We start from the raw sequence: 21,480 nt of genomic DNA, 5'->3' as shown, positions 1-21,480 counted from the left end.
ACCTCTTATTGCAAGTGTGTTGCAACTGCACGCTAGCAGCAAGTGGGCGGATGCGGTCTCCCGGGCGCACGAAAAGGCCCCCGCGTGTGTCGCGGGGGCCTTTTCGCGTGCGGTGCCTACCGCCGGGCGCGGGCCTGCTGCCAGCCGTAGCCGACGGCTGCGAGGACCAGGGTCATGCCGCCCGTGGAGTACAACTGCACCCGGGTGTCCGGCTCCCGGGCCATCAGGACGAAGACGGCGGCCATGCCGGCCAGCGCCACCCACGTCAGCCACGGGAACGCCCACATCCGCACGGCCAGCTTCTCCGGCGCCTCGCGCTCCAGCCGGCGGCGCAGCCTGAGCTGCGAGACGGCGATGAAGATCCACACGACCAGGATCACCGCGCCGATCATGTTCAGCAGCCAGGCGAAGACGTCGTCCGGCCGCCAGTAGCTCAGCAGCACGCACAGGAAACCGAAGACCGAGGACGCCAGCACGGCGATCCGCGGCACCCCGCCCGAGACCCGGCCCAGCCCCTTGGGGCCCTGGCCGCGCTCCACCAGCGAGTAGGCGATGCGGGAGGCGCCGTAGATGTTGGCGTTCATGGCGGACAGCAGCGCCACCAGCACGACCACGTTCATCAGCTGGCCGGCGCCCGGGATGCCGAGCTCGTCGAGGGCGGCGACGTACGGGCCCTTCTCGACGACCTCCTTCGAGTCCCAGGGGACGAGGGTGACGATGACCGCCATCGAGCCGATGTAGAACAGCGCGATGCGCCACATCGCCGTGCGGACCGCGCTCGCCACGCCCTTGACGGGGTTCTCCGACTCGGCCGCCGCGATGGTGACCGTCTCCAGGCCGCCGTAGGCGAAGACCGAGGCGAGCAGGCCGATGACCAGTCCCTCGGTGCCGTTGGGCAGGAAGTCGGTGAGGTTGCCCGCGCCCGGCGAGTCCGTGCCGGGCAGCACACCGAGGATCGCCAGGACGCCGAGGACCAGGAACAGGCTGATCGCGGCGACCTTCAGGGCCGCGAACCAGAACTCGAACTCGCCGAAGTTCTTCACGGCCGCCAGGTTCGTGGCGCAGAAGACGACCATGAACAGCGCCACCCACGCCCACTCCGGGGTCCCGGGCAGCCAGCCGCTGACGATCTTCGCGGCGCCGATGCCCTCCAGGCCGACGGCCGTGCAGAGCAGGATCCAGAAGGACCAGCCGGCGGTGAATCCGGCCCAGGGGCCGATGGCCCGCTCGGCGTGCGCCGAGAACGAGCCGGAGGAGGGATGGGCGGCCGACATCTCGCCGAGCATCCGCATCACCAGCATCACGAGGAGGCCGGAGAGGGTGTAGGCGACCACGATCGACGGACCGGCGGCGGCGATGCCGGCGCCGGAGCCGACGAACAGGCCGGCTCCGATCACACCGCCGAGGGCGATCATCGACAGATGGCGCTGCTTCAGGCCATGAGAGAGGGAGACGCCGTCCGCGCTGGTCGGCGTCTCCGTGGTGGTGCTGCTGGGCATGGGCGCGGCTCGTCCAATGCGTGAGGGGCGTACGAGGGCAAAAACGCCGCCAGTCTCGGCGGTCGCCCCGGCGGACACCACGACGTGTCCAGGATGCGGACGCGGGCGACGCGCGCAGTGAGCCCGCAGGAACGGAGGGTGGGCGACCGTCGCGGACGGCGCGCGGCGCCCGGCTGGCGGCGGGTTGGCGAAACCCTACAGTCCACCCGACCGCCGCCGGGGTGACCGAGGCCGCTCTGCCTCAGTGACCGGCGTCACGCCCTCCTCGGTGTAGGCGCCACCCTTTGTATGGAGCCGACCAACCGGGCGATCGTGCCTTTGTCGATCGCTGACGGTGATCAGGGCGAGGGCGCTGGGATAGCGTCACCGTGTCCCACCGACCCTCACCCTCGCGGAGTCCCCATGAGCACCGCCGCCGTACCCGCTCGCACCGGACAGGTCCTCGCCGACCTGCTCCCCGCCTCCCGCGTCCGGGACGCGGCCCTCGTGCTCGGCGGCGCCGCGCTCACCGGCCTCGCCGCCCAGCTCTCGGTGCCCGTGCCGGGCTCCCCGGTGCCGGTGACCGGCCAGACCTTCGCCGCGCTGCTCGTCGGCACCTCCCTCGGCGCCGGCCGCGGCTTCCTCGCCCTCGCGCTGTACGCGGTGGCGGGCCTCGCCGGCGTGCCGTGGTTCGCCCAGGGAACCTCCGGTGTCGCGCCGTCCTTCGGCTACATCCTCGGCATGATCCTGGCCGCCACCGTCGTGGGCGCCCTGGCCCGCCGCGGCGCCGACCGCTCCGTGCTGCGCATGGCCGGCACGATGCTCGTGGGCGAGGCGATCATCTACGCCGTCGGCGTGCCGTACCTGGCCCTGGCCACCGGCATGTCCGCCACCGCCGCGATCGCGGCCGGCCTCACTCCGTTCCTCATCGGCGACGCGCTGAAGGCGGCGCTGGCGATGGGGGCGCTGCCGACGGCCTGGAAGTTCGCGAACAAGCGCTGAACGCACCGGCGTTCGGGCGCCGTGGCGCCGTGGCGCCGTGACGCGGCAGAGGCCCGCCGGGGCATGGTTCCCGGCGGGCCTCTGCGGCGTGTACGGGCTTTCTGCCGCGTGCGCGGGCTTCTGCGGCGTGTACGGGCCTCTGCCGCGTGTGCGGGTTTCTCGGCGTGGTGTGCGGCCCCTGGGCGTGTGCGTGCGGACCCCCAGGCGGCCGGATCAGCCCTCCTGCCGCCCCGTCCGCCGCCGCCGGGACCACCACATTCCGGCCACGCCCGCCGCGACCAGCGACGCACCGGCCGCGCCCAGCGGCAGCAGATCGCGGGCCGGACCGGTCCTGGCCAGTTCCCTGCCGCCGGGCCCCGCGGGCTTGTTGTCCGTGCCGAGCAGCAGGGGAGTGGCCGGGGCGTCGGGCGACGGGTTGGCCGTGCCGAACGGCACCGGGCCCTGCTGCCAGAACGTCCTCTTCCCGTCGCCCGACTGCACGGGCAGACAGATCCTGCCGGTCCTGCCCAGGTCGTACGTCGCCTCGACGGCGTACGACTTCGACGCACCCGCGGCGAGATTCCCGACCGGGCAGGCGAATCCGCTGTTCGACCCCTCCGGAAGGTCCTTCTCGGCTATCGCGGAACATCCCTCGACGTTCTTGACGGTGAGTCCGTCGAATCCGACGACCAACAGCCTGACCTTCCCGCTTTCCTTGCTCCCCTCGTTCTTCACCGTGGCGGTTATGGCCGTCTTTTCGGAACCGTTGTCGACCGAGATCCTTTCCGGCAGCAGAGTGGTGAGCCGCACGCCCGCCGGTGCCTCCTCGACCGCCTTTCCGCCCTTGCTGCTCGCAGGCCCCCCGTCCTCCGCTCCGGCGGTGCCGGAAAGGATCAGCACCGCCGAGAATGATGCCGCGACCAGCGGTCCCACGACCACGGCCGTACGACGAGAACTCATGTTCGTCCCCCCTTGCGTCCCCCACGGCTGCATCCGAATTCGCAGCACTGAAAGAGGTACCACAAGATTTCCCGGCCCTATCCTGGTGCGGCGCGAAGTGTGACCGTTGTGTTTCACTGGAGTCGGTCGCGGCGTCGTGGAGGGGGTGCAGCGGATTGCCGGGAAATGCGAACAGCGGCGGTGTTCCAGGGTTATTGGTGACGGGGCGCTATCGGTTGGTCGAGAGTATCGGCCAGGGGGGAATGGGGCGGGTGTGGCGGGCCGCCGACGAAATGCTGGACCGTCAGGTCGCCGTCAAGGAGATGCGGATCGACGGCCTGGACGCGGAGGACAGCAGGACGCGCCGTGAACGCACGCTGCGCGAGGCCAGGGCCACGGCCCGGATCGACCACCCCAACGTCGTACGGGTCTACGACGTCGTCGACGAGGGCGAACGCCTCTGGATCGTCATGGAGCTGGTGGCGGGCCGCTCCCTGGAGCGGATCCTCGCGGAGACCGGCCCGCTGAGCCCCGGCGAGGCGGCCAGGATCGGCCTGGGCCTGGTGGCCGCGCTGCGGCAGGTGCACGCGCGGGGCGTACTGCACCGGGACATCAAGCCCGGGAACGTGCTGGTGGAGCACCCGGACGGGGTGGCCGGATCCGGACCGCCCGCGGGCGACGGACCGGCCACGCACGCCCGTTCGTCAGGCCGCCGGGTCGTCCTCACGGACTTCGGCATCGCGGCGATCCAGGACGCCAAGGCCCTGACGATGGTCGGCATGCTGGTCGGCTCGCCCGACTACATGGCCCCCGAGCGCATCTCCGGCCGCCCGCAGGGACCGCCGTCCGACCTCTGGTCCCTGGGCGCGACCCTCTGCGCGGCCCTGGGCGGCCGCTCCCCGTTCTCCCGCGACACCACACTGGCCACCCTGCACGCGGTCCTCTACGAGGAGCCCCAACTGCCCGCCGGGTGCGGCCCGTTGCGCGCCCTCGTGACGTCCCTCCTGGAGAAGGACCCGTCGGCCCGCCCCGACCTGGACGCACTGGAAGCGGCCCTGCGGCCGGTGGCGTTCCCGGAACCGACCCCGACCGTCGCGGGGGGACGGGTGCCCGGGACGCCACCGGGGCCGGCGCAGACCCGGGCCGGCGGCCCCGGGCGGCCCGACCCCCACCCGCGCCCGGCCGCCCGCCCGGAGCGCCCCGCCACCACCCACCGCCCGGACCCCGTCCCCCTCGCCCACACCCACGCACACGTCCACGCCCGCGCGGAGACCGAGCGCCGCCCCCACCCCGCTCCCGGGCCACCGGACGAACCCGCCCGCCCCGCCGGCCCGTCCACGACCCGCCCGGGCAGCGGCACAGCCGGACCCGCACACCGCCGCCCGCGGCGGCTCGCCACCGCCACTGCGGCCCTCGCCACCGCGGGCACCGTCGTGGCGATCCTGCTGGCGACGTCGTCCGGCTCGCCCGGCGACGACACCCGCGCCGGTCCCCAGGACTCCGCACCGGCCGCGACGGGCTCCGCCCCGTCCCCGACGGTCGGGGGCACGTCCAGGCCGCCGGTCCTGCCGCCCGGCGCGCACCGGGAGGCCGGAGGGTTCGCCTGGGCGACCCCCGAGGGGTGGCGCCGGGACGTGAAGACGGGCGCGGAGGTGCACTACACCTCCCCGGACGGCACACAGGAACTGGTCGGCAGGTCGTCCCTGGCCCGGGGCGACCTGCTGGAGACCTGGCGGACCTCGGAGCGCAACGCCCGGCAGGGCCGGGACTACCGCAAGATCCGCCTGGAGGAGACGACGTTCCGCGGCCACCCGGCGGTGGTCTGGGAGTACACCTTCACGCTGGAGGGGGTGCACTGGCGCGCCCGCCTGCTCGGCTTCGACGCACGCGCCAAGTCGTTCCAGATCAACACCTGGTACGACTCCGGCACCGAGCCGGAGGCCCTGCGCACGTACGAGAAGGTCAAGGACAGCTTCACCGTGCTGTGAGAAGGAAAAGGGCCTGCGGCGCGCGCCGGAAGGCGGCACGCACCGCAGGCCCACCCGAAGACCGGGACGGCGAGCGACCGGGGGGTCAGCCGGCCGAGACCTCGTCCCGAGGACGCTCGGTGTCGGTGTCGGTGTCGGCCCCGGCGGCGGCCCGCCGCCCGCCGGCCACCTTCTCCTTGACGAAGGCGATGACGAGCACCACCGCCGCGACGAGCAGCGACAGCGAGATCGTCGTCCGTCCGTCGTGCTCGGTGTCGGTGAGCATGTAGCCGAGGATGAACACGATCAGCGCGGCCGTCGCCCAGGTCAGGTACGGGTACAGCCACATCTTCACGACGAGCTTCTCCGGCGCCTCGGCCTTGATGATCTTCCGCATGCGCAGCTGCGAGAAGCAGATCACCAGCCACACGAACAGGGCGACCGCGCCGCTGGAGTTCACCAGGAAGAGGAAGACGGAGTCCGGGAACTTGTAGTTGAAGAACACGGCGACGAAGCCGAACGCGACGGACGCGAGGATCGCGGTGCGCGGCACGCCGTTGGAGGTGGTGCGGGCGAAGGACCTCGGCGCGTCACCGCGTCGGCCGAGCGAGAAGGCCATGCGGGAGGCGGTGTACAGGCCCGAGTTGAGGCAGGACAGCACCGAGGTCAGCACGATGAAGTTCATGATCTGCCCGGCGTGCGGGATGCCGAGGGAGTCCAGCGCCGCGACGTAGGAGCCGTCCTCGGTGATGGACTTGCTGTCCCAGGGGAGCAGGGCGACCACGACGAAGATCGAGCCGAGGTAGAAGACGGCGACACGCCAGATGATGCTGTTGGTGGCCTTGGTGACGGCCTGCTGCGGGTTCTCGGACTCACCGGCGGCGAGCGTGGCGATCTCGCTGCCCATGAAGGAGAAGACGACGAGCAGCACACCGGTGAGGATCGCCCCGGCCCCGTTGGGCAGGAAGCCGCCGTGCCCGGTGAGGTTGCCCAGCCCTGCCTGCTCGCTGTCCACGCCGGGCAGCAGGCCGAACACGGCCAGTCCGCCGATGACGATGAACGCGGCGATGGCGACGACCTTGATGCCCGCGAACCAGAACTCGAACTCGCCGTAGGAGCCGACGGAGACGAGGTTGGTGGCGGTCAGCACGACCATCACGATCAGGGCCCAGGCCCACTGCGGCACGGCCGGTATCCAGCCCTCCAGGATCACGGCGCCGGCCGTGGCCTCGACGGCGAGCACCACGACCCAGAAGAACCAGTACAGCCAGCCGATGGAGAAGCCGGCCCAGGGCCCGAGCGCCCGGTCGGCGTGCGCCGAGAAGGAACCCGAGGTCGGGTTGGCGGCCGACATCTCACCGAGCATCCGCATCACCAGCACCACGAGCGTGCCGACGAGGGCGTAGGACAGGAGGATGCCGGGTCCGGCGGTGGCGATACCGGAGCTGGAGCCCACGAAGAGGCCGGCGCCGATGACACCGCCGATGGCGATCATCGACAGGTGCCGGCTCTTCAGTCCGGCCTGCAGTCCGGGGTCGTGCGCCCCGTTGCCGCCGGTGCCGTGGGGGCCGTCCGGCCCGCCACGGGTGTTCTCGGACGTGTTCGTCGTCGGCTGCGAGGTCATGGAGCGGATTTCCTTTGCGCCGGGGAGCTGTTCTCCGTACGACCGCGCACCATGCGAAGGGGGTGTTTCGCGGTACGGCGGTGTACAGGGGACCCGCACGAGCGGTGTACGGGCCGGTCCAGTGAATCGGAGGCGAACGTACAGGAGAACCTTTGAATTCAGATTGTTACTTGAGGTTTTCCTGAGCTTCCGTAATCCGGCTCACATTTTGCCTAGGCTTTCCCGACGGCCACCCGGACCGCCACCCCGGCCGCATGCCCGGAAACGCCCGTGTCACACTCGTCCCATGCGCGTGTACCTCGGCTCGGACCATGCGGGCTACGAACTCAAGAACCACCTCGTCGAGTGGCTGAAGGAGGCGGGTCACGACCCCGTCGACTGCGGCCCGCACATCTACGACGCCCAGGACGACTACCCGCCCTTCTGCCTCCGCGCGGCGGAGCGCACGGCGGCGGACCCCGACGCCCTCGGCGTCGTCATCGGCGGCTCCGGCAACGGCGAGCAGATCGCCGCGAACAAGGTCAAGGGCGTCCGTGCGGCCCTCGCCTGGAGCGAGGAGACGGCCGCCCTGGGCCGCCAGCACAACAACGCCAACGTCGTCGCCGTGGGTGCGCGCATGCACTCCCAGGACGAGGCCACCGCGTTCGTCGAGACGTTCCTCAACACCCCCTTCTCCGGTGACGAACGTCACATCCGCCGGATCGACATGCTCGCGGCGTACGAGACCACCGGCGACCTCCCGCCGATCCCGGCGCACCACCCGCAGCCGTAGCCCCGAGGGCCGGGACGAAGGCCCGGGCGCGCCCCCCCGCGGGCGGCCCCGGGCCCCCGGCTGCTCCCGGGCGTGACGCCCCTGCCGTCAGAGGAGAAGACCCCCGTGCCGGAAGGCCACACGATCCACCGCCTGGCCCAGGACTACGCCACGGCCTTCCTCGGCACCGCACCGCGCGTCACCAGTCCCCAGGGCAAGTTCGACTCCGCCGCCGCGCTTCTCACCGGCACCGAGCTGACCCGCACCGAAGCCCACGGCAAGCACCTCTTCCTCGGCTTCGGCGCGACCGACTGGGTGCACATCCACCTCGGCCTCTTCGGCAAGGTCACCTTCGGGCCGGCCCCCGCGCCCGCCCCCACCGCCACCGTCCGCCTCCGCCTCGCGCACGACACCGCCTACGTCGACCTGCGCGGCCCGGCGGCCTGCGCGCTGATCACACCCCCGGAGAAGCGGGCGATACACGACCGCCTCGGCCCCGACCCGCTCCGCGACGACGCCGACCCGGACACCGCCTACCGCCGCATCGCCCGCAGCCGTACCTCGATCGCCGCCCTCCTCATGGACCAGAAGGTCATCGCCGGCGTGGGGAACGTCTACCGCGCGGAAGTCCTCTTCCGGCACCGGATCGACCCCTACCGCCCGGGCAAGGACATCACCCCCGCCGAATGGCGGGCGGTCTGGGCCGACCTCGTCGCGCTCATGCGCGAGGGCGTGCGCAACAACCGCATCGACACCGTCCGCCCGGAGCACACCCCGGAGGCGATGGGCCGCCCGCCCCGGGTGGACGACCACGGCGGCGAGGTGTACGTCTACCGCAGGGCCGAACTGCCCTGCCACATCTGCGGCGGCGAGATCCGCACCGCCGGCCTCGCCGCCCGCAACCTCTTCTGGTGCCCGGCCTGCCAGCACCCCTGAGCACCGCGCCCCGGCGTCAACGGCCGCACCAGGGCCCCCGGGTCAGAACCCGTGCGGCAGCCACGGCGCGACCGCGCTCCCGAACGCCGACGACGCCTCGGCCAGCGCCCCGCGCCGCAGCTCCCGCACCCGCCCCGCCGCGGCCAGCGCCGTCAGCGACACGCCCCCGAGATAGGCCGCTCCCAACTCCCGTACGGACAGCGCGATGTCGGCCGCGTCCGTCGTCCGCTCGCAGGACGCCCCCGCGGCGTCCCCGCTGAGCCGCCAGCGCCCGGCGTTCCAGGGGCAGAACGCGTCTTCCACCTCGCACACCACGTCCACCGGCGCCTGGTAGGTGCGCGCCTCCAGTGCGGCCCCCACCTCCACCGGACGGACGTACAGCGAGTCCCGCAGTCGCGGCAGGCAGCGCCGTACGTCGGTCACCAGGTACTGCCACGCGTCGTCGACGGGCCGCCCCTTCACCGTCACCTTCGACGTCAGGTCGATCCCGAACAGGAACCGCCACAGGGCCGCGTCCGCCGCGGGCTCCAGGGCGGCCAAGTCCTCGACCACCACCACGCCTTCGGGCCCGGCGGACTCCCACTCCGGCTTGACGCGGTAGCGCGCGTACCCGACCGTCTCGCCGTCCCGCTCGGCGAGCACGCACTGCAGCGGCGACGCCCCGCCCCGCCCGCTCTCCGGGTCGAGCAGCGGGACCCGCTCCCAGCCCGGCTGCCGGGCCGGCATGCCCGGCCGCAGCGGCACCAGCCGGCCGTACACCTCCTCGCACACGCCGAGGGCGTCCTCCGGCGCGGCGTACCGCAGCCGTACGCCGTCCGTACCGGCCGGCAGCGGCGAGAGGCTCACCCGGGTGGTGTCGATCTCCGCCTGCAAGTGGAAGGTGGCCGCGCCGTATCCGAACCGCCCGTAGATCGCCGGCTCCGACGCCGTGAGCAGCGCCAGCGGCTCCTCCCGGGCGCGGACGTCGTCCAGTTGCCGGCGCATCATCCGCGTCAGCACCCCGCGCCGGCGGTGCGTGGCGGCCACGCTCACCATGGTCACGCCCGCGGCCGGCACCGACGCCCCGCCCGGCACGGTGAGCCGGAAGCTGAACGCCCCGGCCGTCCCCACGCAGGCGTCCCCGTCCCACGCGCCGAGTGAACGGTCGAACTCGGTCAGCGAGTTCCACAACTCCCGCTCCTCGGGGGCCTCCGGCACCCCGCCGAAGGCCCGCAGGAGGGTGTCGTACCAGGTGTCCCACTCGTCCTTGTCCAGCGCCCGCAGGTCGATCGAAGAGCCGTTCGCGTCCGTAGCCATGAGCCATGCCTATCAGGGCAATGCGGGACGAGCGAGGGAATTTCTCCCGGCCCCGCGCAGGGCGGCACTCCGTGACGTTCCCCGCGAAGTCGGGCCCTCGGACGGGGGACAAGTGGGACCTCCCGTGCCAAGGGGCTGGTCCGATGGATAGGGTCCCGAACTAATGGCAGCAGGACGACAGCGGCGCGCGGAAGCCGAGACGTTCACGGCCCGGTTGAAGAAGCAGTGGCACCGGGCCCGCGTCGGCATGCGCCGGGCCGCCGTGGACTACTTCCGCGGCGACGGCTCCGACTGGATCGCCCTGGCCGGACTGCTCCTGATGGTGCCGGCGATAGCCGCGGCGACCCTGGCCAACTCGGTGTGGTTCACCCCCGCCGCGCTGGTCCTGCCGGTCGTCGTCGGCGGCCTGCTGCTGCGCCCGGCGAGCCTGCTCGGGCTGTACGCGGCGGCGGCCACGGCGCTGATCGTGGAGTCGGTGCAACTGGGCCCCTACACGGAAGGGCCCTCCCGGGTCACTCCGGGGACCGTGCTCGTGGTCGCGGCGTGCGGCTTCTTCGGGCTGCTGCTGGCCCAGTTCCGCAGCCGGGTCGGCGTGCCCTGGCGGCGCGGCGGCACCATGCTGTTCGACCTGCGCGAACGCATCCGGGTGCAGAGCAAGCTGCCCGACCTGCCGGAGGGCTGGCACCGGGAGATGGCCCTGCGCCCCGCGGGCGGACAGTCGTTCTCGGGCGACTTCGTGGTGGCGGCGCGCACCAACGGCGGCCGCACGCTCGAAGTCGTCCTCACCGACGTCTCCGGCAAGGGCATGGACGCGGGCTCCCGCGCGCTGCTGCTGTCGGGCGCGTTCGGCGGCCTGCTGGGCTCCCTGCCGCCGCACGCCTTCCTCCCGGCCGCGAACGGCTACCTCCTGCGCCAGGACTGGGACGAGGGCTTCGCGACCTCCATCCACCTGGTCCTCGACCTGGACTCCGGCGACTACGAGCTCTACTCCGCCGGCCATCCGCCGGGCCTGCAGCTCAGCGCCGGCAGCGGCCGCTGGGAGGAGAAGGCGGCCGAGGGCCCGCTCCTCGGCGTCTACGACGGTGCCCAGTTCGACCCGGTGAAGGGCTCGCTGCGGCCGGGCGACGTGCTGATGCTGTTCACGGACGGCCTGGTGGAGACCGCCGACCGCGACATCGTCGAGGGCATCGACCGCCTCACCGGCGAGGCCGACCGCTATGTCGCGGGCGGCTTCCACGGCGCCGCCTGGCACCTCATCGAGGCCGTGGCCAAGGACGTCAACGACGACCGGGCGCTGCTGCTGATCTGCCGCGAGGGACCGACCGCAGCGGCACTGCGCTGAGGGACACTGGGGCGGTGACCGAGACGCACAGGACCCCGCTGACCCCGGCCCAGGTGGAGGCCGCCGCCCGTGCCGCGCACGCCGGGCAGACGGACAAGGCGGGACGGCCGTACGCCGAGCACCTCCGGGCCGTCGCCGAGGGCGTGCGGGAGCGGGGCGGCGACGCGGAGCAGATCGCGGCGGCCTGGCTGCACGACGCCGTCGAGGACGGCGCGCTGTCGCCCGACTGGCTGCGCGGGGCGGCGCTGAGCAGCCGGACGAAGGACATCGTCCTGGCGGTCACCAAACGCGCGGGGGAGCCGCCCGAGGCGTACGCGGCGCGGATCCTGGCCGTGCCCGGCGCGCTGCTGGTGAAGGAGGCGGACCTGGCGCACAACGCGGACCCGGACCGCCTCGCGATCCTCGACGCGGCGACCCGTGAACGACTGACCGAGAAGTACGCGCGGATGCGCGCACTTCTCGGTCTCGCCGGCTGAGTCACACCACGGGGGTCAGGCGTTGACCTTCTCCCGCTCGCGCCGCTCGGCGCCCTGGCGTTCGCGGGCGAGTTCGGCCGCGTCCCGCCTGAAGGCCCACTCCATCTTCGGCTCCATCGCGAACCGGAACATCCGCTGCACCGGCTTGGTGCACAGCACGGTCACGACGGCGGACGCGAGGGCGGTCACGAGGACCTGGCCGACCGGGTGGTCCAGCCACGAGGCCTCGAACCAGCCCTGGTAGTCACCGGCCTTCACCAGGAAGCCGTGCAGCAGGTAGCCGTACAGCGTGCCGGCGCCGAGCGCGGTGAACCACATGTGGCGGCGCGGCACCCAGGCGAAGAAGCAGGCGGTCAGCACCAGCGAGCAGCCGAACAGCGCCAGCACCATCACCGGCCCGGTCCACCACGGCGCGCCCAGCTCCTGCGCGGCGTCGCGGTGGTAGAACCACGCGGTGTTCATCCGGGGCACCGCCCACCAGCTGACGGCCAGGGCGGCCGCGAACACCGGCACCGAGGCGATCCGCACCGAGCGGCGGCGCACCATGTGGAAGTGCTCGGGCCGCATCGACAGCCCCAGCACGAAGAACGGCAGGAACTGCAGGACCCGCTGGAGGTCGAGGTCGTCGCCGATCTCCGGGCTGACGCTCGCCACCATGGCGAGTCCCAGCGCGAGCGGCAGCGGCCGGCGCACCATCTTCCAGATGGGCGTGGTCATCCGCCAGACGAACAGCGCGACCAGGAACCAGGTCAGGTACCAGGGGTCGAGGAGACTGATCTCCTGCCCCGGGTCGTCGTCGATCCAGCGCTTGAAGAGCGGGTAGGCGGTCTCGAAGACGATGTACGGCACGGCCACGCCCGTGATCAGGCGCTTCAGCCGGTCGGGCCGCATGTCGAAACTGCGCGAGAAGTAGCCGGAGATGATGATGAACGCCGGCATGTGGAACGCGTAGACGACCTGGTACGCCGCCTCGAGTATCCGGCTGTCGCCCTTGAGCGGCTCCCAGGCGTGGCCCATGGCCACCAGCACGATGGCGAGGTACTTGGCGTTGTCGAAGAAGGCGTCGCGCTGCTTGCCGTGCTGCTTCTTCTGCGGACTGTGCGGCGAGCGCGGGCTCGGCACTCCGTCGGCCGGCGTTCGGACCGGGGGAAGTGGCGCCTTGCGGTCGCCGTTCGGTCGCAGCGAGTTCGTCACAGACCCTCCCACCAGGAGCTCGGGGAGACGATCCGGGACCTCGCTGCGCTTGAGGGGGACGAGGCAGCGTGGAACATCTGAGGCACCCTAGCGTTCCCTGCGGCTATTCGTAAAACGCCGGATGTGAATCCTGGCTATTCGCTGCGGGTACCCCGGATTACGGGTAGTTGACATCACGATCGGCGTGATGACCGACACATCCGCCGATCACGGATCGTCTGCACCGCCTCGGACCTATGTGTCGTGATACGTCCGGACTAAGCGGGGCATAAGACCAGCAGGCGACTCCGGTGGAATGTCCGCTTCCACCCTCGTCCGGGTGTTGCCCGACGAGGTGTTGAGGAGCCGGCGGCGACAATTCGAATTAGCTGCGAACGCGTTGTGTGGAGACGGAAACGATCCGGCTGAATTCCCTGCGCGGGTGGTGCTTCGAATTGCCGTACGAGTGCCCGTGGTTGGGTCCGCCCCCGCAGCCCGCGCGGGCGGGTCCGGACGCCGGGCGGGTGGTCCATGCGTCACCGGCCGCATGACCCGGCCGGGTTGGTGGCACGATGGTTCTGGCGGGGTGCGCGGGGTCGCGTCCCCGGGCCGGGCAAGCGGACCGACCGAGGGTGTGATCAGTTGTGGCCATTTCACTGTCTGTGGTGCTGCTGTTGGCGATCATCCTTGTGGTGTTGCTGAGAGGCGGCTCCATCAAGGCGGGTCCCGCGATCGTGGCGGTCCTCTTCGGCTTCTTCCTCGCCTCGACCGGTATGGCCGACGACATCCAGCGGTTCCTCAACTCGATAGCGGAGACCATCAACTCCATCAGCTTCTGACGGGGCGCCACCGCGCCACCCGAGCCCCGCCCCGCGGGTCCCGCGCCCGTGCGGATACGCTCGCCCCGACCACAGGACGGTGCGTGACGGGGGGAACGTACGGGGATGGCGCTGCGTGACTCCGACCCGGCCGAGGTCGGCGGCTACCGCATCGAGGGCCGCCTGGGCTCCGGCGGCATGGGCGTGGTCTACCTGGCCCGCTCCGCCTCCGGCCGGCGCCTCGCCGTCAAGGTCGTGCACGGCCAGTACGCCGACGACGACGAGTTCCGCACCCGCTTCCGCCGCGAGGTGGCCGCCGCCCGCCGGGTCAGCGGCGCCTTCACGGCCCCCGTCGTGGACGCCGACGCCGACGCGCCGCGCCCCTGGATGGCCACCGTCTACATACCGGGCTCGGACCTCGGCAGCCACGTCCGCGAACACGGCCCGCTCCCGCTGCCCCGCCTGCGCGAACTCGCCGCCGGCCTCGCCGAGGCGCTGCGCGACATCCACCGTGCCGGGGTCGTCCACCGCGACCTGAAGCCGGCCAACGTGATGCTCGCCGAGGACGGCCCCCGCGTGATCGACTTCGGCATCTCCCGCGCCGCCGAGTTCGCCGCCGCCGACGCCCTCACCCAGACCGGGCGCGTCATGGGCACGCCCCCCTTCATGTCCCCCGAGCAGTTCGCGTCCCCGCAGGACGTGGGCCCCGCCGCCGACATCTTCTCCCTCGGCTCGGTCCTCACCTACGCGGCCACCCGCCGCGGACCGTTCGACAGCCCCAGCCCGTACGAGACGGCCGTCCGCGTCGTCGAGGGCGAGCCGGACCTCACCGGCGTACCGGAGGAACTGCTCCCGCTCGTCCGCCGCTGCCTGGAGAAGCACCACAAGACCCGCCCCGCCGCGCACGACCTGTTCGCCCTCCTCCACGAGGGCCGCGCCCCCGGCGGACCTCCCCGCTCCGGCTCCGCCCCGGTGCAGCACGCACGGCCGGAGCCGGGCGCGCGGCCGACCCAGCCCGCCGTGACGGCGTGGCCCGAGGCCGCGGGCACCGAGCGGGGCGCCGCCCTGCTCGACCCGCCCGCGGAAGCCCGCGCCGAGCCGGACGCGGGACCCCACCAGCGGCCCGGCAGAACCCCGGCCGGGCCTCCCGGGCCGGACACCCCGGACGGGACGCCGCCCCCCGGGCCAGAGCGCCGCCGGGGCCGGCGCCGCCTGCTCCTCGTCTCCGCCGCCGTGACCGCCGCCCTCGCCGCGGTCGTCACCACCACCCTCGTCCTGAACCGCTCCGGCGAGCCCGCCGCGAAGTCCACCGCCGCACGCAGCGACCTCCCCGAGGGCTGGAAGCCCTGGGCCACCGCCGCGCAGGCCGCGCCGGGCAGCGAGCGCATCCTGGGCGGCGCCGGCAGCGCCCTCACCGGCTGCGCCGCCGTCGACTCCTCCCTGGTGTGCGCCGGCGCCGAGCTGATGGCGACCCGCTTCGGCCTCGCCGACGGCCGCAACACCTGGTCCCGGCCCGTCGACCGCACGCCCGACGGCACTTCCGGCACGTCCGACGGCGCCCTCATCGGGACCGGCGACGGCCGCGTCTACGGCTACGAGGGCGACGACCAGGACACCGCGAACGGCCCGCTGAGCAGCTACGCCGTCAACGCCCTGGACCCCGGCAGCGGCAAGGTGCTCTGGCGGACCCCCGTCGGCACGGGCGAGTCGGCCGTCGCCCCCGACAGCACGCAGGGCATGGCCACGGCCGTCCCCGAGGGCGTGATCACCTTCTACGGGGGCCAGGGCGACCAGTACGCCCTGCTCGACGCCGAGACCGGCGAGGTCCGCTGGAAGCGCCCCAAGCCGGACACCCAGCCGGACTGCCTGCTGCGCTCGGCGGCGGGCCGCGCCTACCTCCTGTGCTCGACCGTGACCGAGGAGGGGGAGACCGGCCGCACCGAGGTCCGGCAGATCGACCCGGCCACCGGAAAGGCCGGCTGGACCGTCGTGGTGAAGGGCACCGCCGACCTGCTCGGCCGGCACGACGGACGACTGGTCCTCGCGGACGCCCTCCGCCCGGACAGCGGCCTGACCCTGATCGACGTCTCCTCGCACGTGGTCACCGTGCGCCGCCTCGCCGAGCCCCGGCCCGACGACGCGAACGCGTACCTGCTCCGCGGGACGGTCTTCTTCACCCGGGAGAGCGGAGGCGTCCGCGCGGTCTCGGCGCGCACCGGCCGCACGCTGTGGGACTCCAACTCCTCGGTCGAGCAGCAGGGCCCGCCGACCGCCTCCGCCACCCAGGTGTTCTTCGCGTCCCCGAGCGGCCGCCTGGCGGCCCTGAACCTGCGCACCGGAAAGGTCGAGGCCACCCGCGACGGCCGCGACGACGGCGGCCGCACCGACAGCATGCTCGTCACCTCGGGCGCCCCGCTCACCCTCGTCGGCGACGCGCTGTACGTCCCGTACGGAGTGCGCTCCGTCTACACGGTCGACGTACGGGACATGTGACCGGGCGTGCCCGCCGGCACCACCAGGGCCCCGGAAAACACCCCGGGCCCGGTTCCGAGGAACCGGGCCCGGGGCCTGCAGAGCGGGCGACGGGAATCGAACCCGCGTAGCTAGTTTGGAAGACTAGGGCTCTACCATTGAGCTACGCCCGCACAGCGCGCGCCGCAGGTCGGAGCGACCGCGGCACTGAAGGCATCGTAGCGGGTCGCCCCCCTGGACCGCACACCACATTCCCGGCCGGACCGGCGCGGCGCGCACCCCGCGGAAATGCGGCGGCCGCACCGCGTGCGGGCATGTACCCTACGTGTCGCACCAGACGGGGTGTGGCGCAGCTTGGTAGCGCGTCCGCTTTGGGAGCGGAAGGCCGTGGGTTCAAATCCCGCCACCCCGACCAGCCACCCGGTCGTCCCCCGTGATCGTCGCCCGGTCGCCGTCGTGATCGCCTTTTGGGCGGTGTAGTCGCTGCCGTTACTATGCAAGCTGCACGCCCGTGTGTCTCATCGTCTGCAGTCCTCCGGGCGGCGAAATCCGCCGGGCCGCTCTGGCCCCGGCAGAAACCAAGAAGTCAGCCACAAGGAGACCGAACCGTGAAGAGCGCCGTGGAGACCCTGAACCCGACTCGGGTTCGGCTCACTGTCGAGGTGCCCTTCGAGGAGCTCAAGGACAGCCTCGACGCGGCGTACAAGAAGATCAACCAGCAGGTCACGGTGAAGGGCTTCCGCAAGGGCAAGGTCCCGGCCCGGGTCATCGACCAGCGGTTCGGCCGCGGTGCCGTGCTGGAGGAGGCCGTCAACGACGCGCTTCCCAAGTTCTACACCGACGCGGTCAACGAGGCCGAGCTCAGCCCGCTGGGCCAGCCCGAGGTCGACATCACCGAGCTGAAGGACGGCGAGACGCTGAACTTCACCGCCGAGGTCGACATCCGCCCGGCCATCGAGATCCCGGACTACTCCGGCATCGAGGTCGAGGTCGACGCCGTCGAGGTCACCGACGAGGACGTCGACAAGGCCGTCGAGGAGCTGCGCGAGCGCTTCGCCTCCACCGCCCCGGTCGAGCGTGCCGCCGAGGACGGCGACGTCGTGACGATCGACCTGGAGGCCAAGGTCGACGGCGAGGTCCTGGAGGACGGCGTCGCGAGCGGCGTCTCCTACACGATCGGCTCCGGCGAGCTGCTGGACGGCATCGACGACGCCGTGAAGGGCCTGGAGGCCGGTGGCGAGGCCACCTTCACCTCCGAGCTCAAGGGCGGCTCCGCGGCCGGCAAGGAGGCCGAGGTCACCGTCAAGGTCACCCAGGTCGCCAAGCGTGAACTGCCCGAGCTGGACGACGAGTTCGCCCAGCTCGCCTCGGAGTTCGACACCCTCGAGGAGCTGCGCGCGGACAGCCGCAAGCGCCTGGAGAACATGAAGCAGTACGACCAGGCCACGCAGGCCCAGGAGCGCGTCCTGGAGAAGCTGCTGGAGCTCGTCGAGGTGCCCGTCCCCGAGAAGCTGCTCGAGGACGAGATCAACACCCGCAAGCACAACCTGGAGCACCACCAGCTCGGCCAGATGGGCCTCGACCTCGCGAAGTACCTGGAGATCCAGGGCAAGAGCGAGGAGGAGTTCGACACCGAGACCCGTGAGGCCGCGGTCAAGGGCATCAAGACCCAGTTCGTCCTCGACGAGCTGGTCAAGCAGGAGAAGCTCAACGTCAACCAGGAGGAGCTCACCGAGCACCTCATGCGCCGCGCCGCCTCCTCCGGCATGTCCCCCGACCAGTTCGCCCAGGCGGTCGTCGAGGGCGGCCAGGTGCCGCTGCTCGTCGGCGAGGTCGCCCGCGGCAAGGCGCTGGCCGTCGTGGTCGAGAAGGCCACGGTCAAGGACACCAACGGCGAGGTCATCGACCTCGACGACGAAGAGGACGAGACGGAGTCCGCCGAGGCCGAGGCCGAGGCCACGGAGGCCTCCGCCGAGGAGAAGACCGAGGGCTGAGCCCCGGTGGCGGTGAGTCCGTGAGGAAGGCCCTGGGGCACGCCCCAGGGCCTTCTTGCGCCCGGGAGGTCAGCGCGCCTCAGGGACGCGGGGCACTGCGCGACAAGCCCCCACGCGCCCGCAGCCGCCCACGGCCCGAAACCACCCGGCTCCGCCGCGCGGCGCTACGCCCCCGGCGAACACTCCCATCTCCGGGATTCCCCGAAGGGACCCGCGCGTTAGGGTCCATGAATACCAGGGCAGTGGAGTCTCCGATACGGCTCCCGCCCCGCAGGGAAACGTGAGACGGCCCGGCGCCGTCGTAAGACGAGCAGGTGGATACGTGACGAATCTGATGCCTTCAGCCGCCGGCGAGCCTTCCATCGGTGGTGGCCTCGGCGACCAGGTCTACAACCGGCTGCTCAACGAGCGGATCATCTTCCTCGGCCAGCCGGTCGACGACGACATCGCGAACAAGATCACCGCACAGCTGCTGCTCCTTGCCTCGGACCCCGACAAGGACATCTACCTCTACATCAACAGCCCCGGCGGTTCGATCACGGCCGGCATGGCGATCTACGACACCATGCAGTACATCAAGAACGACGTGGTGACCATCGCCATGGGTCTCGCGGCGTCCATGGGCCAGTTCCTGCTCAGCGCGGGCACCCCCGGCAAGCGCTTCGCGCTGCCGAACGCCGAGATCCTGATCCACCAGCCCTCCGCCGGTCTCGCCGGCTCGGCCTCGGACATCAAGATCCACGCCGAGCGTCTGCTGCACACCAAGAAGCGCATGGCCGAGCTCACCGCCCAGCACACGGGCCAGTCGGTCGAGCAGATCACCCGCGACTCGGACCGCGACCGCTGGTTCGACGCCTTCGAGGCCAAGGAGTACGGCCTCATCGACGACGTGATCGCCACGGCCGCCGGTATGCCGGGCGGCGGCGGCACCGGGGCCTGACCGGTCCCACGGGGCTCCACGAGCCCCGCAGGACCCCGCCCGGGCCCGTGAGGGCCCGGGGCGCCCCAGCAGCCCCAGCCGACCGCCTCAGCCCCTTTCAGGAGACACCGTGAACGCATTCCCCGGCAGCGGGATCTACGACCGTATGCAGCCCGTGCAGGACATGAGCGCCTCGCAGGGCCGCTACACCGGCCCGCAGGCCGAGTCCCGCTACGTCATCCCGCGCTTCGTCGAGCGCACCTCCCAGGGCATTCGCGAGTACGACCCGTACGCGAAGCTCTTCGAGGAGCGCGTGATCTTCCTCGGCGTCCAGATCGACGACGCCTCCGCCAACGACGTCATGGCGCAGCTGCTGTGCCTGGAGTCGATGGACCCCGACCGTGACATCTCGGTCTACATCAACAGCCCCGGCGGTTCCTTCACGGCGCTCACCGCGATCTACGACACGATGCAGTACGTGAAGCCGGACATCCAGACGGTCTGCATGGGCCAGGCCGCCTCCGCCGCCGCCGTCCTGCTGGCCGCCGGCACGCCGGGCAAGCGCATGGCCCTGCCGAACGCGCGCGTGCTGATCCACCAGCCCTACAGCGAGACCGGCCGCGGCCAGGTGTCCGACCTGGAGATCGCCGCCAACGAGATCCTCCGGATGCGCTCGCAGCTGGAGGAGATGCTGGCCAAGCACTCCACGCAGGCGATCGAGAAGATCCGCGAGGACATCGAGCGCGACAAGATCCTCACGGCCGAGGACGCGCTGAGCTACGGCCTGATCGACCAGATCATCACCACCCGGAAGATGGACAACTCGAGCCTGCGCTGAGGCGTGAGGCTGTATCGTCTGCCGCCCCTTGGCACGGTTTGGCTCGGTTCACGTCAAAGCGAACCGCGCCAAGGGGGGCCCGAACGGGGGGCCGGGCAAGGTACCGTCGGACATAAGGCAGCACCAGGAGTCAGCTGGACGCAGGCGTCCAGGAGTCTCCCAGGCGAAGGGGAAGCACACCGTGGCACGCATCGGTGACGGCGGCGATCTGCTCAAGTGCTCGTTCTGCGGCAAGAGCCAGAAGCAGGTCAAGAAGCTCATCGCAGGGCCCGGTGTGTACATCTGCGACGAGTGCATCGACCTCTGCAACGAGATCATCGAGGAGGAGCTCGCCGAGACGAGCGAGGTCCGCTGGGAGGAGCTCCCGAAGCCGCGCGAGATCTACGAGTTCCTCGAGGGCTACGTGGTCGGCCAGGAGGCCGCCAAGAAGGCCCTGTCCGTGGCGGTGTACAACCACTACAAGCGGGTCCAGGCCGGCGAGAACGGCGGGGCGAACGGCCGCGACGACGCCATCGAGTTGGCGAAGTCCAACATCCTCCTCCTCGGCCCCACGGGCTCCGGCAAGACCCTCCTCGCCCAGACCCTAGCGCGGATGCTGAACGTCCCCTTCGCGATCGCCGACGCCACGGCGCTCACGGAGGCGGGATACGTCGGCGAGGACGTCGAGAACATCCTGCTCAAGCTGATCCAGGCGGCCGACTACGACGTCAAGAAGGCCGAGACGGGGATCATCTACATCGACGAGATCGACAAGGTCGCGCGGAAGAGTGAAAACCCCTCCATCACGCGTGACGTGTCGGGCGAGGGCGTCCAGCAGGCCCTGCTGAAGATCCTGGAGGGCACCACGGCCTCCGTCCCGCCGCAGGGCGGGCGCAAGCACCCCCACCAGGAGTTCATCCAGATCGACACGACGAACGTGCTGTTCATCGTGGGCGGTGCCTTCGCCGGGCTGGAGAAGATCATCGAGGCCCGGGCCGGCGCCAAGGGCATCGGCTTCGGCGCGCAGATCCGCTCCAAGCGCGAGATGGAGTCCAAGGACCAGTTCCAGGAGGTCATGCCGGAGGACCTGGTCAAGTTCGGCATGATCCCCGAGTTCATCGGCCGCCTCCCCGTCATCACCTCCGTCCACAACCTGGACCGCGAGGCCCTGCTGCAGATCCTCGTCGAGCCGCGCAACGCACTGGTGAAGCAGTACCAGCGCCTCTTCGAACTCGACGGCGTGGAGCTGGACTTCGAGCGCGAGGCCCTGGAGGCCATCGCCGACCAGGCCATCCTCCGCCAGACCGGCGCGCGTGGCCTCAGGGCCATCATGGAGGAGGTCCTGCAGGGCGTGATGTACGAGGTCCCGTCCCGCAAGGACGTGGCCCGGGTCGTCATCACGGCGGACGTCGTGCAGTCGAACGTCAACCCGACGCTGATCCCGCGGGACGCGCGGGGGCGCGGGCCGGGCGAGCAGAAGACGGCGTGACACAGAGA

General features: G+C 71.6%; 17 protein-coding genes and 2 tRNA genes. 13 read left to right on the top strand and 6 right to left on the bottom strand.

The features are described 5' to 3' along the window. Nucleotides 1-116: 116 nt before the first annotated feature. Nucleotides 117-1,499, bottom strand: coding sequence for an amino acid permease (locus ABZY20_RS17890; protein WP_356442469.1), 1,383 nt, complete (start codon nt 1,497-1,499; stop codon nt 117-119). Nucleotides 1,500-1,901: 402 nt separating this feature from the next. Between ABZY20_RS17890 and ABZY20_RS17885 the strand changes: the two genes are divergently transcribed. Further along, the gene (locus ABZY20_RS17885) at nt 1,902-2,480 is read left to right on the top strand and encodes a biotin transporter BioY (RefSeq protein ID WP_356442468.1); all 579 of its coding nucleotides are present in this window, start codon (nt 1,902-1,904) and stop codon (nt 2,478-2,480) included. 213 nt (nt 2,481-2,693) lie between these two features. On the opposite strand, the gene ABZY20_RS17880 is transcribed toward ABZY20_RS17885, so the two are convergent. Next, nucleotides 2,694-3,419, bottom strand: coding sequence for a hypothetical protein (locus ABZY20_RS17880; protein WP_356442467.1), 726 nt, complete (start codon nt 3,417-3,419; stop codon nt 2,694-2,696). A 215-nt stretch (nt 3,420-3,634) separates the two neighbouring features. Between ABZY20_RS17880 and ABZY20_RS17875 the strand changes: the two genes are divergently transcribed. After that, nucleotides 3,635-5,386, top strand: coding sequence for a protein kinase (locus tag ABZY20_RS17875; RefSeq protein WP_356442466.1), 1,752 nt, complete (start codon nt 3,635-3,637; stop codon nt 5,384-5,386). A gap of 85 nt (nt 5,387-5,471) precedes the next feature. Here ABZY20_RS17875 and ABZY20_RS17870 read toward each other — a convergent pair whose 3' ends face one another. Further along, a complete protein-coding gene (locus tag ABZY20_RS17870; RefSeq protein ID WP_356442465.1) occupies nt 5,472-6,989 on the bottom strand; it encodes an amino acid permease in 1,518 nt (505 codons plus the stop codon). 286 nt (nt 6,990-7,275) lie between these two features. Here ABZY20_RS17870 and ABZY20_RS17865 point away from each other — a divergent pair, with 286 nt between their 5' ends. Beyond that, nucleotides 7,276-7,761: a ribose-5-phosphate isomerase gene (locus ABZY20_RS17865; protein ID WP_356442464.1), complete on the top strand. Its 486-nt coding sequence runs from the start codon at nt 7,276-7,278 to the stop codon at nt 7,759-7,761. A gap of 105 nt (nt 7,762-7,866) precedes the next feature. After that, entirely contained in the window at nt 7,867-8,676 is an 810-nt protein-coding gene (locus ABZY20_RS17860) for a DNA-formamidopyrimidine glycosylase family protein (RefSeq protein ID WP_356442463.1), read from the top strand. Between the two features lie 42 nt (nt 8,677-8,718). On the opposite strand, the gene ABZY20_RS17855 is transcribed toward ABZY20_RS17860, so the two are convergent. Further along, nucleotides 8,719-9,972, bottom strand: coding sequence for a GNAT family N-acetyltransferase (locus ABZY20_RS17855; protein WP_356442462.1), 1,254 nt, complete (start codon nt 9,970-9,972; stop codon nt 8,719-8,721). Between the two features lie 163 nt (nt 9,973-10,135). Between ABZY20_RS17855 and ABZY20_RS17850 the strand changes: the two genes are divergently transcribed. Both ABZY20_RS17850 and ABZY20_RS17845 read left to right on the top strand, forming a co-directional pair. Further along, on the top strand, nt 10,136-11,314 hold the full coding sequence (locus tag ABZY20_RS17850) for a PP2C family protein-serine/threonine phosphatase (RefSeq protein ID WP_356442461.1): 1,179 nt from the start codon (nt 10,136-10,138) through the stop codon (nt 11,312-11,314). Between the two features lie 14 nt (nt 11,315-11,328). Next, on the top strand, nt 11,329-11,790 hold the full coding sequence (locus tag ABZY20_RS17845; protein ID WP_356442460.1) for an HD domain-containing protein: 462 nt from the start codon (nt 11,329-11,331) through the stop codon (nt 11,788-11,790). Between the two features lie 15 nt (nt 11,791-11,805). On the opposite strand, the gene ABZY20_RS17840 is transcribed toward ABZY20_RS17845, so the two are convergent. Beyond that, the gene (locus ABZY20_RS17840) at nt 11,806-12,984 is read right to left on the bottom strand and encodes an acyltransferase family protein (protein ID WP_356442459.1); all 1,179 of its coding nucleotides are present in this window, start codon (nt 12,982-12,984) and stop codon (nt 11,806-11,808) included. A gap of 623 nt (nt 12,985-13,607) precedes the next feature. Here ABZY20_RS17840 and ABZY20_RS17835 point away from each other — a divergent pair. After that, nucleotides 13,608-13,802, top strand: a complete 195-nt coding sequence (locus ABZY20_RS17835) for a hypothetical protein (protein WP_003990237.1) — start codon at nt 13,608-13,610, stop codon at nt 13,800-13,802. Between the two features lie 105 nt (nt 13,803-13,907). After that, entirely contained in the window at nt 13,908-16,274 is a 2,367-nt protein-coding gene (locus tag ABZY20_RS17830) for a serine/threonine-protein kinase (protein WP_356442458.1), read from the top strand. Nucleotides 16,275-16,355: 81 nt separating this feature from the next. Here the strand turns inward: ABZY20_RS17830 and ABZY20_RS17825 are convergent. Further along, nucleotides 16,356-16,426: transfer RNA gene (locus tag ABZY20_RS17825), tRNA-Gly, on the bottom strand. A 165-nt stretch (nt 16,427-16,591) separates the two neighbouring features. Between ABZY20_RS17825 and ABZY20_RS17820 the strand changes: the two genes are divergently transcribed. From ABZY20_RS17820 to clpX, 5 genes are all read left to right on the top strand, one after another. Next, nucleotides 16,592-16,668: transfer RNA gene (locus ABZY20_RS17820), tRNA-Pro, on the top strand. A gap of 193 nt (nt 16,669-16,861) precedes the next feature. Beyond that, nucleotides 16,862-18,247, top strand: coding sequence for a trigger factor (gene tig / locus ABZY20_RS17815; protein WP_356442457.1), 1,386 nt, complete (start codon nt 16,862-16,864; stop codon nt 18,245-18,247). 334 nt (nt 18,248-18,581) lie between these two features. After that, nucleotides 18,582-19,187, top strand: coding sequence for an ATP-dependent Clp protease proteolytic subunit (locus ABZY20_RS17810; RefSeq protein ID WP_161173871.1), 606 nt, complete (start codon nt 18,582-18,584; stop codon nt 19,185-19,187). Nucleotides 19,188-19,296: 109 nt separating this feature from the next. After that, on the top strand, nt 19,297-20,004 hold the full coding sequence (locus tag ABZY20_RS17805) for an ATP-dependent Clp protease proteolytic subunit (RefSeq protein ID WP_356442456.1): 708 nt from the start codon (nt 19,297-19,299) through the stop codon (nt 20,002-20,004). A gap of 181 nt (nt 20,005-20,185) precedes the next feature. Then, nucleotides 20,186-21,472, top strand: coding sequence for an ATP-dependent Clp protease ATP-binding subunit ClpX (gene clpX, locus ABZY20_RS17800; RefSeq protein ID WP_031114127.1), 1,287 nt, complete (start codon nt 20,186-20,188; stop codon nt 21,470-21,472). Nucleotides 21,473-21,480 lie beyond the last annotated feature (8 nt).

This window comes from Streptomyces sp. NPDC006624, from assembly GCF_040611555.1.
Lineage (GTDB): Bacteria > Actinomycetota > Actinomycetes > Streptomycetales > Streptomycetaceae > Streptomyces.
Note: the sequence above shows the minus strand (reverse complement) of the source record. Positions and strands in the feature narration are given on the sequence as shown.

Bases quoted from the DNA above. Each gene is read 5' to 3' on its own strand.
- ABZY20_RS17870 (WP_356442465.1), bottom strand. From the start codon at position 6,989: ATGACCTCGCAGCCGACGACGAACACGTCCGAGAACACCCGTGGCGGG.
- ABZY20_RS17880 (WP_356442467.1), bottom strand. From the start codon at position 3,419: ATGAGTTCTCGTCGTACGGCCGTGGTCGTGGGACCGCTGGTCGCGGCA.
- ABZY20_RS17890 (WP_356442469.1), bottom strand. From the start codon at position 1,499: ATGCCCAGCAGCACCACCACGGAGACGCCGACCAGCGCGGACGGCGTC.
- ABZY20_RS17830 (WP_356442458.1), top strand. From the start codon at position 13,908: ATGGCGCTGCGTGACTCCGACCCGGCCGAGGTCGGCGGCTACCGCATC.
- ABZY20_RS17855 (WP_356442462.1), bottom strand. From the start codon at position 9,972: ATGGCTACGGACGCGAACGGCTCTTCGATCGACCTGCGGGCGCTGGAC.
- ABZY20_RS17885 (WP_356442468.1), top strand. From the start codon at position 1,902: ATGAGCACCGCCGCCGTACCCGCTCGCACCGGACAGGTCCTCGCCGAC.
- ABZY20_RS17850 (WP_356442461.1), top strand. From the start codon at position 10,136: ATGGCAGCAGGACGACAGCGGCGCGCGGAAGCCGAGACGTTCACGGCC.
- ABZY20_RS17810 (WP_161173871.1), top strand. From the start codon at position 18,582: ATGCCTTCAGCCGCCGGCGAGCCTTCCATCGGTGGTGGCCTCGGCGAC.
- ABZY20_RS17865 (WP_356442464.1), top strand. From the start codon at position 7,276: ATGCGCGTGTACCTCGGCTCGGACCATGCGGGCTACGAACTCAAGAAC.